The organism is Planctomycetia bacterium, assembly GCA_015200345.1.
GTDB lineage: Bacteria > Planctomycetota > Phycisphaerae > UBA1845 > UTPLA1 > PLA3.
In genome coordinates this window covers 3,316,785-3,329,533 of record CP054187.1, presented here as the reverse complement: position 1 = coordinate 3,329,533, position 12,749 = coordinate 3,316,785, and the positions used below count along the sequence as shown (strand labels likewise).

Genomic DNA, 12,749 nt, shown 5'->3' with positions numbered 1-12,749 from the left:
CGAAACCGGAGGCAACACCGGAAACCGCAACCGGGGGCGGCGGAAGCGGCCGCGGCGCTTCGGGCGGAGGCGATTCCATCGCGCGCGGCGTTTCAACCTCGGGTGGCGTGATCGCCTCCGGGGCTTCGACGGACGTGTCTGATTTTGTGCTGCGACGGCGTGGCGCACCCGTGCGCGGGCGGCCTGCTTTGCGAGCGCTGCCGGACTTGCCGGAGGCGCGCTTTCCTGATGGGGTCACTTCGATCAACCTTTCCCGGAGACGGGAATCGCCAAGCGGGGGCGCGATGGCGCGGATGCGACGCATGCGGCGTCAATCGGCCGGCAGGCCGTCGTAACGAACGGCGACGCGCCGGACGCGATGCAGGTGCTGCGCCGGATCCAGTCCGAGCGCGGCCAGCAGTTCACCGATGCGAACGCTGCCTTCCTGCCCGACGGCCTGCGACCATCGCAGCGTGCCGGGTCGCGCCTGCATCGAAACGACGTAGGCACGAACATCGACGGATTTCCCGCGGGCGTCGCCGGGCTTGACGCGCTGAACGAGAACGCCCGGCTGCGCCAGAAACTTTTCGACTAACGTCGATAAGTCGGCCGATCCCTCGGCGGTCAGCGTCAGCTCGTACGTCGCCTCGCTCGGTCGCGGTCGTTCGCCGCAGTCCAGCGGCTGCACCCTGCGGATCGTCAGCCCTGCCGGCATCTGCGCCGACAACCGGGCCTGCGCCGTTTCGGGCGCCAGATCCTGATCCAGCTCGATCAGCAGCAACTCATCCGTGGATGCGACCCCCACCGGCCTCGGCAAGACAATGGACAGCCTCGCGCGCGGATTGAAACCGGCCGAGAATCGAACCGGTATGTCCGCACGGGCCAGCGCCCGTTCAAAAAGCCGAAGCGTATCGTGGTGGGAAATAAACCGCAGATCACCTTCTACCGCGTACCGAATCGCCAGACGCTTGTGCAAGTTCGCTTGCGATCCCTCGTGTCTCCTGAGCTTTTCCCGGTCTTGCGACGCGTACACCGCGCCGGCCCGGGAACTCGTTTTCCTTGCTTGCCGACTCTCGGCAAGTCGCGGGAAGGCACGCGCGACATTCGTCGCTCGACATGCCTTTCCGCCACCTGCCCCCGCGGCCGCAATCGCCCAGTCAGACCCGCCGGTCAGAATTCTTCCCACACCTTGCGAGTCTCGTCACGAAGGTAGTTTAGCACTTCCCGCTCGGTCTCGAAACCCAGCACCCGGCGACGGACCCTCTCCGCATCGGCCAGCGTGATGTTGCGAATGATCTTTTTCACCCGCGGGATGTTTCCCGCCGCCATCGAAAACGAGCGCAACCCAAGTCCCACCAGAAGGATAGTGAACATCGGATCACCCGCCATCTCTCCGCACATGCTCACCGAAGAACCCTCCCGGCGGCCTTGGCGTATCACCGTTCGGATCAATCGAATAATGGACGGATCCGCCGGCGTGAAGAGTTGCGACACCCGTTCGTTGGTCCGATCGACCGCCAACGTATACTGGATCAGATCGTTGGTGCCGATGCTCATGAAATCCGTTTCTCGTGCCAGCTCTCTGGCACAAATCGCCGCCGCCGGCGTCTCCACCATCACCCCGATCGGAAGGTTGCTCTTGAACTCGTATCCTTCTTCCTCGAGTTCCTCCATCACCAGGTTCAGCACGAACTTGGCCTGGCGCAGCTCCATGATGCGCGAGATCAGCGGAAACATGATCCGCACATCCCCATACGCGCTGGCGCGAACGATCGCGCGAAGCTGCGGCCGAAACAGCGAAAGATGCTGCAAGCTGTATCGAATCGAACGCAAACCCAGAAACGGGTTGCGCTCCGCCTCCCATCCGCCGCCGGGATGAATCTTGTCACCGCCCAGGTCCAGCGTGCGTATGACCAGCGGTCGATCGCCCACGGCCTCGAGCGCCGCGCGATACGCCTGATACTGCTCCTCCTCGTCAGGCGGCGTGGCTTGTTGCAGGAACAAAAACTCGGTGCGAAACAAACCGATCCCGCTCGCCCCCTTGGCGATGCAGCCCGCGACCTCCGATGGAAACTCAATGTTCCCCAGCAATTCGACGCGCACGCCGTCTTTCGTTTCCGCCGGCAGATCGCGAAGCTGATCCAGCGACGCACGCACCTTGTTCAGGTGCGCCGCCGTCGCGGTGTACTCTTTGCGCTGCGCCTCGTCGGGATTGATGATCACCACGCCGTGCAGGCCGTCGATCACCACGGTGTCGCCGCCGGACACGTTGGCCGTAATGTCCTCCAGCCCGACCACGGCGGGAATCCCCAGGCCCGCCGCAATGATCGCCGTGTGCGACGTCGCGCCGCCGGCATCGGTCGCCAACCCCAGCAGCCGGCCGGACTTTTCCAGCAGAACGATCTGCGATGGCGTCAGATCGTGAGCGATGACGATCTTTGGATCGCCCTCGGCGGACAGCTCCTGGTGCATTTCGCCGGTCGCATGACGAATCAGGCGGCGTTCGATGTCGAGGATGTCGCGCGCGCGCTCCTGAAGGAACGGACTGGCCATTTCCTGAAAGCGCCGGCGATAGCGTCGCATGAAAAGGCTGATGGCGTAGGCGGCGCTGTACTGCTTCTCGGAGATCAGCGCGGCAATCTCTTTGCGCGGCTTGGGATCGCTAAGCCAGCCTTCATGAAAGCCGAAGATGTCCGCCAGCTCGGCACCGGCTCGCGCAGAGAATTGCACCCGCTCCGAAGCAACTTCGGATTGGGCCGCCTCAAACACGCGGTCCAGAAGCGCAAGCTCCCCCGGCACCTGTTCGGGAGTGATGACGCGCTTGGGCATGCGCGTTTCGTTCGTGTCGAGGACGACCGCCTCGCCGATCACCACGCCGCTGGAAATGCCAACGCCGCGCTTCAGAGGCATGAGACGCCTCCGTTCGCATTGCGCCGTGCGCGTTGAAAGAACGGGGTTAATCTTCGCCGAATTTCGAGTCGATCAATTGAGCCAGCGCCTCGAGCGCTTCTCCCGCCTGCGGGCCGCGCGCGTGCAGCATCAGCCGCGTGCCGGGAACGCCGACCAGCAGCATCATTTCCATCGGGCTTTTGCCGTCGGCCCGCTGCTGACCATTGATCACACTTACTTCGCATGGATATTGCATCGCCAGATCGACGAACTTCATCACCGGGCGGGCATGAAGTCCCTGCCGGTTGGATATGACGACTTCCCGCTGCGCCTGTTCCAGTTCATCCGGCATCGCCTTTGCCCAATCGAGCCGACATCAAGAGCCGTTTCGAATCTCGCTCGCCTCTGGCGCCGCCGCCGTTCGACCGCCCGAGGCCTAGCCCGCCGACTGATCCGCCTCTTCAAACAAATCAAGAATCGCCTCGGTCGTTTCAGATTGCCGCAGGAACCGGCGGAAATTGTCCCGCGTCAGGTGCTTGAATATGTTCTCCATCGCCTGCAAGTGTCCTTCCGGGTTGGTATCCGGCGAACACAACAATACAACCGTATATACCGGCGCCCGGTCCAGCGCGGCGAAATCAATCCCCGCCGCGCTCCGACCCACCGCCGCCATGATCCGCGGGATCGAGGCGTGCTTCACGTGCGGAACCGCCACGCCCTTGCCGAAGCCCGTGCTCCCCTGGTTCTCCCGCGCGATGATCGATCGCACGAGCGTCTCCGCGTGTTCCTCCGCGATCGAACCCGACTTGACCAGCAGGCCGACCAGCTCCCGGATCACCCCGTTTCGATCGGTCGATTCGAGATGGGCCGTCACCGCCCCCTTGACCACGAAATCCAGCAGCTTCATACGAGTTTGCCCCTGTCGATCACGCCGCAACGACGCGCAATCGAGACCTGTCACGCGCCGCCCGGCGAACCATCCATGCCCGGGTGCTTTCGATTGCGATGGCGCTCCTTGTGCCGATTCAACTGGCGCTCGAGGTCCTTCTCGGCCGCGTCAAACGCCGCGTAGGGGTTCTCGTGTTCTTCCTTCGCGACAAATGTCGTGTGGTGGTCGCCGCGCACGATGATGTCGCAGCGATGGTTCATGCCTTCCACGTCGAACACGATTTCCGCGCTAAGAACCCGATCATAAAAATGCGGGAATTTCTGCGCCTTCTCCTCGGCGTATTCCCGAAGTTTCTGGCTGACTTCCATGTGCCGCGCAGTGACCGTCACTTGCATGGAACGCTCTCTCCCGAAAATCAGAAGACGCCTTTCTCAATCAACCGCCGCTCCATTCTATACGCCTGTTTCAGCCCGGCGCGATGGGTAACCCGCGATTGCATCAATACTTACGGTGGTCATGCACCTGCCGCCGGAGTGTAGGGGCTTTGCACCGTCGCGTCAACGCTCGAAAAACCGTCCGGCAACCCTCCGGCACGAGCCAGCACCGCCGCATACACGTCCTTCACGCCCGCGGCGCGCAGCGTGCGCCGCGCCTCACCCAGCGTCGCGCCCGTCGTCATCACGTCGTCTACCAGTCCGATGTTCAACCCGGACAACTCCAGCTCACGCCGAACCGCGAACGCGCCACGGATCTCCTTCAACCGCTCCGTCGATGAAAGCCGCCGCGCATGAAACGGCCGGATGTAGCGCGTCGCGCGAAGCGCCGGCCACACCGCGCCGCCAAGCCTTCTGGCCATCGCCTCGGCCAGCAACCGCGTCGGCCAGCAGCCCAGCTCCAACCGCCTGCGCCAGTGCGACGGCACCGGCACCCAGACATCGATTTGTTGCGGATCCATCACGCCGCGCACCGCGTCCGCGAGCAGCCCGCCGAGTAGCTGGTCCAGCGCGAACTGCCGCTTGAACCGCAGCACCAGCCCGCGCAGCGCGCCGCGATATCGCCCGACCCGCGCGAAGCGCGTGAACCGCAACGAGGACCTCCGCTGCGTGCAATCGGTGCAGACGCCTTCGGTCAGCAAGTACGCACCCGCCGTCTCGCCGCATCGTTGACAGTAATCGCGTTCGAGCAGGGCCGACAGTTCCACCGCGCAGCGCGCGCACCATTCCGCCCCGGCGTGCCCAACCGGAATGCCGCATGCGCTGCACGTCCTGGGAAAGACCAGATCAAGCAGCCGTGGGCCCCACGGCTGCAACAGGCGCGTGATACCGGTGAGCGCCCTGCTCATGGCTCCTCACTCACGGATCGTGCGACGATCAGGATGCGGCATCGTCCGCGCCGCCTGCCGGCGGAGCCGTGTCGGTTCGTGGCGCTGATCCTTCCGGTGCGCCGGGCGTATCCGCCGCGTCGCCGTCCTCGTCTTCGTCCTTCGCCACGCGGGCCACCGACACGACCTTGTCGCCCTCATCGAGCCGGATCAATCGAACGCCCTGCGTCGCACGACCGATCTCGCGCGTCTCCGAGACCGCCGTCCGCAGCATGATGCCCTTGGCGGTAATCATCATCAGTTCGTCGGCATCGGTCACCGCGCGCAGCGCCACGACGTTGCCGTTGCGCTCGGTCGTGCGAATGTTGATGACGCCGCTGCCGCCCCGCTTCTGAAGCCGGTATTCTTCGATCTCCGTTCGCTTGCCGTAGCCGTTCTCGCACACCGTCAGCAGGCTCATGCCCGGCCGAATGACCGCCATGTCCACCACGGCATCGTCGCGATCCAGCGAAATGCCCCGCACGCCCCCCGCCGCGCGACCCATCGCCCGCACGTCGCTTTCCTTGAAGCGGATCGACATGCCGCCGCGCGTGCCAATCACGACCTCATCCCCCTCGGCCGCCAGCTTCACGTTGATCAGCGCATCGTCCGGATCAAGACTGATGGCGATAATCCCGCTGGGCCGCGGGCGCGAAAACTGCTCCAGCGCCGTCTTCTTCACGGTGCCCTTGGCCGTCGCAAACATCACGCACCGGTCGTCAAACGACGCGACCGGCAGCACGGCCATCGGCTTTTCGTTGTCCTGCAACCGCAGCAGGTTGGCAATCGACCGACCGCGGCTGGTGCGCGACATCTCGGGGATGTCGTACACCTTGAGCCAGTACACGCGACCGCGATTCGTGAAAAACAACAGGTAATTGTGCGTGCTGGCGACAAACAGGTCCTCGATGAAGTCGCCTTCCTTCGTATCGCTCGCCTTGATGCCGCGCCCGCCGCGCCCCTGACTGCGATAGGTATCGGTCGGCACGCGCTTGATGTAACCCTGATGCGAGATCGTCACGATCATCGGCAGGTCTTCGATCAGCTCCTCCATGCTGAACTCGCCGACCGCCCCGGTGATCTCCGTCCGGCGCTGGTCGCCGTATTTCGACTTCATCTCGTGGATGTCTTCCCGGATGATGTCCGTCACCCGCGCCGGATCGCGCAAAATGGCCTGATACCCGTCGATCTCCTCGACCAGGCCGCCGTATTCCTTCGCCAGCTTCTCGATCTCCAGCCCGGTCAGGCGCTGCAACTGCATCGAGAGAATCGCACCGGCCTGCACGCCGGTCAGGAATTGCTCGCTGCCGGCCGCGCGCTGCGTGAACTGCTCGGGCAGCAGCTTGACCAGGGCGGCGGCTTCCTTCAGCTTCAGCCCGCGCGCCATGAGCTTCGTCTTCGCCTCGTCCGGGCTGGCCGACTTGCGAATCAAATCAATGATCGCGTCGATATCGCCGACCGCGAGGATCAAACCTTCCAGAATATGTGCACGCTGCCGCGCCTTGCGCAACAAGAATTGCGTCCGCCGCGTGATGATCGTCCGCCGGTGATCCAGCCAGTGCCCCATCAGCGCCTTCAGCGACATCGTCTGCGGCTGCTTGCCGACCAGCGCGATGTTGATCACCGTAAACGTCGTCTGAAGCGGCGTGTACTCGTACAATTTGTTCAGGACCACGTCGGGGCTGGCGCCGGCCTTGCACTCGACGACCAGCCGCACCGCGTGCTTGCGGTCCGACTCGTCGCGCACGTCGCTCACCTCGGGCAGGCGTCCTTCCTTGACGCAATCGGCGATTTTTTCGGTGATGGTATTCTTCAAGATGCCGTACGGAATCTCATCAACGACAATGCGCGTGCGGTCGCCTTTCATCTCCTCAAAATGCGTCCGCCCGCGCAGCGTCAGGCTGCCACGCCCGCGCGTGTAGGCATTAACAATCCCTTGACGCCCACAGATCAGGCCGCCGGTCGGGAAGTCCGGACCGGGCACGTGCTGCATCAATTCATCCAGACTAATGTCGGGATTCTCAATCAGGGCGAGCAGCCCGTCGCTGATCTCACTCAAATTGTGCGGCGGCAGGTTCGTCGCCATGCCCACCGCGATCCCCGTCGCCCCATTGACCAGCAGATTCGGGAACTTCGACGGCAACACAACCGGCTCCAGCGTCGTCTCGTCGTAGTTCGGGATGAAATCGACCGTCTCCTTGTCGAGGTCCTCCAGCATCTCCATCGTCGGCGAGGCCATGCGCGCTTCGGTGTAGCGCATGGCCGCAGGCGGGTCGCCGTCGATCGAGCCGAAGTTGCCCTGACCATCGATCAGCGGATAGCGCGTGTTGAACGGCTGCGCGAGCCGAACAAGCGTCGGATAGACCACGCTCTCGCCGTGCGGGTGGTAATTGCCCGATGTGTCGCCGGCGATCTTGGCGCACTTTCGATGCGCCGAGCGCGGCCCCAGCTTGAGGTCGTTCATCGCCACGAGGATGCGCCGCTGCGAAGGCTTCAGCCCGTCGCGCACATCGGGCAGCGCTCGCGACACGATGACGCTCATCGCATAGCGAAGATACGAATCCTGCATCTCCTCCACAATTGGAAGGTTCTTGATGACTTCGGGTTGCGATGGGGTATCACTCATGGGGACTTGCGTGCTCCTCAATTACCGGAATCACAGATTGTAATGGATATGGGCCGAGCCGTCGCCCAGCGATTACGCCATCACGTCAGGGTCTGATCCGGCCTCCGGGCGTGGCGGAGCACACAACGCAATCCAGGCCTTTGCCACGCCGGCGTTGCTGTTTGAATCACCGCGCGGCCCGCGCCGACCCCGGCGAAAGCCCACTCATCACGACCAGGAACGACGGGAACGCAATGTCCGTTCGCGGCTTTACAGCGTCCCCCGCCGCCGCTGCTCTTCTTCGATGCTCACGAACAACGCCTTGAAGTTCCCCACGCCGAAGCCGCGCGAGCCGTGACGTTCGATGATCTCGAAGAACAGCGTCGGCCGATCTTCCACCGGCCGCGTGAAGATTTGCAGGAGATAGCCGTCCTCGTCGCGATCCACAAGGATACCCAGTTCCTTCAAGACCTTGTAGTCCTCGTCAATCTTACCAACGCGCTGCGGCAGGGATTCGTAATAGGTATCCGGCACGCGGAGAAACTGCACGCCGCGATCGCGCAGCTTGCGCACCGTCGTCACGATGTCGCCCGTGTTCATCGCGATGTGCTGAACTCCGGGACCGCGATAGAAATCCAGATACTCCTCGATCTGGCTCTTCTTCTTGCCTTCGGCCGGCTCGTTGATCGGGAACTTGATCTTGCCCGAACCGTTCTGCACCACCTTGCTCATCAGCGCGCTGTACTCGGTGCTGATGTCTTCGTCGGAGAAATGGCAAAGCTGCTCGAAGCCCATCACGTTCGCATAGAAATCCACCCAGTGGTTCATCGCACCCAGCTCGACGTTGCCCACCATGTGGTCGATCGCCGCAAGGCCCACGCCGTCGGCCTTCGGCGCGTCGTACTTCACATAGCCTGGCGCAAACGCGCCCTTGTACGCCTTGCGATCGACAAAGCCGTGCAACGTCTCCCCGTAGGTGCGTATGGCCGCGAAGACGTATTTTCCATATGCGTCTTCTTTCGTCGTCGGCGGCGTCACCACCGTCGCCCCGCGCTGCTTCACCGCCGAGATGGAGTAGTCCACATCGTCCACCGCCAGCGCGATCAATTTCACGCCGTCGCCGTGCAACTGGCAATGCCGCGCCACCTCATGGTCCGGACCCAGCGCCGTCGTCAGCACCAGCCGCACCTTGCCCTGCTCGAGAACATAACTCGCGCACTGCTTGTCGCCCGTCTCCAGCCCGCGATAGGCAACAATGTCGAAACCGAACATCAGGCGATAAAAATGCGCCGCCTGGTAGGCGTTGCCGACGTACAATTCAACATGGTCTATGCCCAGCAAAGGCAGAAAGTCGCCTGCCTTGGCGGCTGCGGTTGCGGTGGTGTTTTGCGATTTCGCGGCGGTGGTAGGCGGGGTCATGGTACGATCTCCAATCCCTCCAGTATAACGATAGGACTCAAACACATTGCCATGCCGACACTGCCCCGGCCGGCGCCGGCGAATCACCGGCCGATTCAACAAACTTCCTTCGCCGACCCCCCTTGGCACGACTGACGCCAACGATCAACGCTCGGATCAAACGGCCACCTACACCGGCTTGAACTGCTCGAACGACTGCCGGCATGCGTTGCAGTAGTGAATCGCCCGGCAGAGCGTCGGGCCGAACATTGACTCCATCGCCGTGTCGCGCGAATCGCAGAACGGGCACGTCGCCTGGGAAAGCGAGTCCATCGTCACGCGACCGCCGCCGCAATTCTTCCCCGGCGGCGACAGGCCGAACGCCTTGAGCTTCGCCCGGCCCGCCTCGCTGATTCGGTCGCTCGTCCACGGCGGGTCGTATACCACGTCCACGCGCACGTCGTCAAAGCCCGCCAGCCCCACCGCCTCGGCGATGTTCTTCCGCATCACGTCCAGCGCCGGACAGCCCGCGAACGTCGGCGACATCTGCACCACCACCGTGCGGCCTTCCATGAACACGTCGGGAATCACGCCGAGATCGACCACCGACAGCGGCGGAATCTCGGGATCGCTGACGGTCGCAAGGGCGTTCCACACCGCTTCAAGCCGCTCGTTGGTTGTGGGCGCGTCAGGCATGGGCATCATTTCCTACCACGTCGCCCCCGGTGCGAGGCGGTACACCTTCTGCATCGACGCCAGCAGCCGCGGCAGCTCCGGTCCGTGCCGCCCCGCTCGACCGCCCACCATCGGCGTGGCCGCGCGCGGCCACGTAAAGCCCGCATCCGCCAGCAGTCCGGTGACATCTACCTGCCACTTGCTGCATGCATCGGCCTCCGTCGGACAGATGCCCGACTTCGCCAGCACCGCGTCGTGCTCCGTCGGCTCGAACATGCCCAGAGCCGCGGCCCAGAGCAGGTCGATCGCCGACTGCACCCGCCGGCGCGACTCGGCATCCGCCCGCCCCAATCGCTCGATCCAGATTCGCCCGTGCATCGTGTGATACTTCACTTCACCGCGGAACTTCCGCGCCATGGCCGCCAGCGGCTCGTACGAACCCTCCGACAGCGCCCCCAGGCGTATCGACCACGCCTCGGCGAACAAGAATTGCCGCACGAGCGACACCGCCCAGTCGCCCTGCGTCAGCAATTTGTCACGATCCGGGTTGTTGCGCAGATCCACCGGCGAACCGCCCGCCTCGCCAATCGGCTCCAGCGCCACAAACCGGCAGCAGCGAAAATCCTTCGCGTCACGCAAGAACGCAAGGTGATCCGGCTCCGGCTCGCCCAGCGTATGCAGCAGCGTGTACAACGCCTGCGCCTGCCCCATCTGATCCTGCGCCATCGACGAAAACGCGATGTCTTCCTCCAAAATCGGCCCCAGCCCCGTCCACTCCGAATTGCGATGGCCGAGGATCAGGCAATCATCGCCGAGCCGATAAAGCAGATCCGCCACGGCCGATTTCATGACGCCGGTCAATTCACGTTCGTTTGTCGCAATATTCATCATTACACTCGTTCACGGCGAACAAACTCGCCGGCCAACTGGATTGGATGCCTCGACTATCCGACGACTCCACGGCTCCGGCCGGCAGCGCCTTGGCACAATCAAATCTCCTCCACGTCCCCCGCAGCCTTCGCGCGCTTCGTCGTCTCGTAACCAAACGCCTCGCGATAGCTCTTGTCCGTCGCGTGCTCGAAGATGTCCGCGTCTTCGTAGGCCGTCGCCACGATCGCCTCGGCCGGCACGACCCAGATGTTCACGCACGCCTGCCGCCGGCCGAACTGCTCCTTCGCCAGCATCAGCGCCGCATCACCATCGGGCGCATGCACGGAGCCGACGTGCACGTGCGGCTCTCCTCGCGCGGATTGATGAAACACCTCAAAGACCATCCATTGCGTATCCATGTCGTTGCCTCTAGGCCGTGCCAACCGCCGTCGGCGGCAGAGGTGCGCGCTTTCCCGCCGCGGCCGCCGCCAGCGCCTCCCGCACCCAGCGACCATGCTCGTGCGACAGCCGCCGCGTCTCCAGCCGCTGCGCGCTGACCGGTCCGCCGCCGCGCACCACGGTCTTGAATTCTTCCCAGTCCGGCTCGTTGTACAACCACGTGCGGCGCTTCTCGTCAAACCGCAACTCCCACTCCGCCGGCACGGTCAGCCCGAGATTAAACATCTTCGGCAGGTACTTCCGCAGGAACTCCTGCCGCTGCTCGTCATTTGTCTTGAGCTTGATCTTCCATTTCATGAGCAGCGCCGTGTGCGTGCTCTCCTTGTCGCTTGGCCCGTGGAACATCATGATCGGCTTCCACCAGCGATTCACCGCGTCCTGGAGCATCTCACGCTGGAGCTTCGTCCCCGTCGCCATCGAGATGCACATGTCATACCCGTGCGTCAGGTGAAACGCCTCCTCGTAACAAATCCGACGCAGCGCCCGCCCGTACGGGCCATACGACCCATCGGCCATCATCTTCTGATTCACGATCGCCGCCGCGTCGATCAGCCAGGCGATGACGCAAACGTCGGCCCAGGTCTCGGCGGGATAGTGAAAAACATTTGAATACTTCGCCTTGCCGCTGATGAGTTCGTCGATCATCTCTTCTCGCGGCTTGCCCAGCGTCTCGGCCGCACGGTAAAGCAACTGCCCGTGGCCGACTTCATCCTGCACCTTGGCGCACAGGGCGAGCTTCCGCTTGAACGTTGGCGCGTGCGGAATCCACGTGCCCTCGGGCAACGCACCGCAAATCTCGCTGTTGGCGTGCACATGAATCAGCCGGATGAGCTGCTGGCGATATTCGTTCGGCATCCAGTCACCCGGTTCGACCTTGTCTCCGCGCGCGACGCGGGCCTCAAACTTCGCCAGACGATCCTCGTATCCCGGATCGCCCGGCTTGTCGCCCCAGCCCGCCGCATGATCCGCCAGTTTCACCATCTCACACTCCTGCGTAGGGCCCGCTGTGCGGACCATCCTGCTTGCTTCACGCCGTCCGGCGTTTCAACCCCTCAAACAAGTAATCCGCGAGCATCGCGCCGACATCCTCACCACTCATCGGCCCGTCCGGCCGGTACCACACCGACACCCAGTTCAGCGCCGACAGGATGAACAGCGTCGCGCTGGCGGCGCTGCTCGCGCCGATGAACCGCTCACGCATCGCCTGCTCAACCAGACCGCGAAACAGACGCTCGTACTCATCACGCCGCGCCGTGAACGCCGCCCGCCGATCCTCCGGCAGGTGCCGCCACTCAAACGTATATACCGCCGCCGCGTCCAGATCGCACGTGATCACGCCGACGTGCGCGACGATCGCCGCCCGCAGCTTCTGCATTGCACCCCAATCGGCCTCGACGATCGGTCGAATCGCCGCGAAGAACCGCTCGGCCGACGCCGCGAGAATCTCCCAGAGCAGATCATCCTTGCCGGCGATGTGAGAATATAGACTACCGCCTAATATCCCGACCTGCTCGGCGATCTCCCGCACGCTCGTCCCCGCGAAGCCCTTCTCGCGAAACAGACGGCACGCCACGCGATGAATCTCTGCCTTGCGATCCATTGCCAGCGACATCGGGCGATCCTGA

Annotated in this window: 13 protein-coding genes; all 13 read right to left on the bottom strand. The window is 63.6% G+C overall.

All coding sequences use genetic code 11. The features are described 5' to 3' along the window. Positions 1–310 precede the first annotated feature (310 nt). Positions 311–955, bottom strand: coding sequence for a DUF2344 domain-containing protein (locus HRU71_13565; GenBank protein ID QOJ04455.1), 645 nt, complete (start codon positions 953–955; stop codon positions 311–313). 194 nt (positions 956–1,149) lie between these two features. Then, positions 1,150–2,889 carry a phosphoenolpyruvate--protein phosphotransferase gene (ptsP, locus tag HRU71_13560; GenBank protein QOJ04454.1) on the bottom strand — a complete coding sequence of 580 codons (1,740 nt, stop codon included), beginning with the start codon at positions 2,887–2,889 and terminating at the stop codon, positions 1,150–1,152. A gap of 46 nt (positions 2,890–2,935) precedes the next feature. Next, complete coding sequence (locus tag HRU71_13555) at positions 2,936–3,220, bottom strand: HPr family phosphocarrier protein (GenBank protein ID QOJ04453.1); 285 nt, start codon at positions 3,218–3,220, stop codon at positions 2,936–2,938. Positions 3,221–3,304: 84 nt separating this feature from the next. Then, positions 3,305–3,775 (bottom strand): PTS sugar transporter subunit IIA, encoded by a 471-nt coding sequence (locus tag HRU71_13550; GenBank protein QOJ04452.1) that lies wholly within the window; start codon positions 3,773–3,775, stop codon positions 3,305–3,307. Between the two features lie 50 nt (positions 3,776–3,825). Continuing rightward, entirely contained in the window at positions 3,826–4,152 is a 327-nt protein-coding gene (raiA, locus tag HRU71_13545) for a ribosome-associated translation inhibitor RaiA (GenBank protein ID QOJ04451.1), read from the bottom strand. A 119-nt stretch (positions 4,153–4,271) separates the two neighbouring features. Next, positions 4,272–5,099 (bottom strand): ComF family protein, encoded by an 828-nt coding sequence (locus HRU71_13540; protein ID QOJ04450.1) that lies wholly within the window; start codon positions 5,097–5,099, stop codon positions 4,272–4,274. Positions 5,100–5,127: 28 nt separating this feature from the next. Then, positions 5,128–7,743 carry a DNA gyrase subunit A gene (gyrA, locus tag HRU71_13535; protein ID QOJ04449.1) on the bottom strand — a complete coding sequence of 872 codons (2,616 nt, stop codon included), beginning with the start codon at positions 7,741–7,743 and terminating at the stop codon, positions 5,128–5,130. 249 nt (positions 7,744–7,992) lie between these two features. Beyond that, positions 7,993–9,141 (bottom strand): 4-hydroxyphenylpyruvate dioxygenase, encoded by a 1,149-nt coding sequence (hppD, locus tag HRU71_13530; protein ID QOJ04448.1) that lies wholly within the window; start codon positions 9,139–9,141, stop codon positions 7,993–7,995. Between the two features lie 168 nt (positions 9,142–9,309). Beyond that, positions 9,310–9,816, bottom strand: coding sequence for a phenylacetate-CoA oxygenase subunit PaaJ (paaJ, locus tag HRU71_13525; GenBank protein QOJ04447.1), 507 nt, complete (start codon positions 9,814–9,816; stop codon positions 9,310–9,312). A 12-nt stretch (positions 9,817–9,828) separates the two neighbouring features. After that, the gene (gene paaC / locus HRU71_13520; protein ID QOJ05015.1) at positions 9,829–10,644 is read right to left on the bottom strand and encodes a phenylacetate-CoA oxygenase subunit PaaC; all 816 of its coding nucleotides are present in this window, start codon (positions 10,642–10,644) and stop codon (positions 9,829–9,831) included. Positions 10,645–10,784: 140 nt separating this feature from the next. Then, positions 10,785–11,084, bottom strand: a complete 300-nt coding sequence (gene paaB, locus HRU71_13515; GenBank protein QOJ04446.1) for a 1,2-phenylacetyl-CoA epoxidase subunit B — start codon at positions 11,082–11,084, stop codon at positions 10,785–10,787. A gap of 10 nt (positions 11,085–11,094) precedes the next feature. Further along, the gene (gene paaA / locus HRU71_13510) at positions 11,095–12,105 is read right to left on the bottom strand and encodes a 1,2-phenylacetyl-CoA epoxidase subunit A (GenBank protein QOJ04445.1); all 1,011 of its coding nucleotides are present in this window, start codon (positions 12,103–12,105) and stop codon (positions 11,095–11,097) included. A 46-nt stretch (positions 12,106–12,151) separates the two neighbouring features. Beyond that, complete coding sequence (locus HRU71_13505; GenBank protein QOJ04444.1) at positions 12,152–12,736, bottom strand: TetR/AcrR family transcriptional regulator; 585 nt, start codon at positions 12,734–12,736, stop codon at positions 12,152–12,154. Positions 12,737–12,749 lie beyond the last annotated feature (13 nt).

Excerpts from the sequence above, each read along its gene's own strand:
- HRU71_13555 (QOJ04453.1), bottom strand. The coding sequence starts at position 3,220 with ATGCCGGATGAACTGGAACAGGCGCAGCGGGAAGTCGTCATATCCAAC.
- gyrA (QOJ04449.1), bottom strand. The coding sequence starts at position 7,743 with ATGAGTGATACCCCATCGCAACCCGAAGTCATCAAGAACCTTCCAATT.
- hppD (QOJ04448.1), bottom strand. The coding sequence starts at position 9,141 with ATGACCCCGCCTACCACCGCCGCGAAATCGCAAAACACCACCGCAACC.
- HRU71_13540 (QOJ04450.1), bottom strand. The coding sequence starts at position 5,099 with ATGAGCAGGGCGCTCACCGGTATCACGCGCCTGTTGCAGCCGTGGGGC.
- HRU71_13505 (QOJ04444.1), bottom strand. The coding sequence starts at position 12,736 with ATGTCGCTGGCAATGGATCGCAAGGCAGAGATTCATCGCGTGGCGTGC.
- paaB (QOJ04446.1), bottom strand. The coding sequence starts at position 11,084 with ATGGATACGCAATGGATGGTCTTTGAGGTGTTTCATCAATCCGCGCGA.
- paaA (QOJ04445.1), bottom strand. The coding sequence starts at position 12,105 with ATGGTGAAACTGGCGGATCATGCGGCGGGCTGGGGCGACAAGCCGGGC.
- HRU71_13550 (QOJ04452.1), bottom strand. The coding sequence starts at position 3,775 with ATGAAGCTGCTGGATTTCGTGGTCAAGGGGGCGGTGACGGCCCATCTC.
- paaC (QOJ05015.1), bottom strand. The coding sequence starts at position 10,644 with ATGAAATCGGCCGTGGCGGATCTGCTTTATCGGCTCGGCGATGATTGC.
- ptsP (QOJ04454.1), bottom strand. The coding sequence starts at position 2,889 with ATGCCTCTGAAGCGCGGCGTTGGCATTTCCAGCGGCGTGGTGATCGGC.
- raiA (QOJ04451.1), bottom strand. The coding sequence starts at position 4,152 with ATGCAAGTGACGGTCACTGCGCGGCACATGGAAGTCAGCCAGAAACTT.
- paaJ (QOJ04447.1), bottom strand. The coding sequence starts at position 9,816 with ATGCCTGACGCGCCCACAACCAACGAGCGGCTTGAAGCGGTGTGGAAC.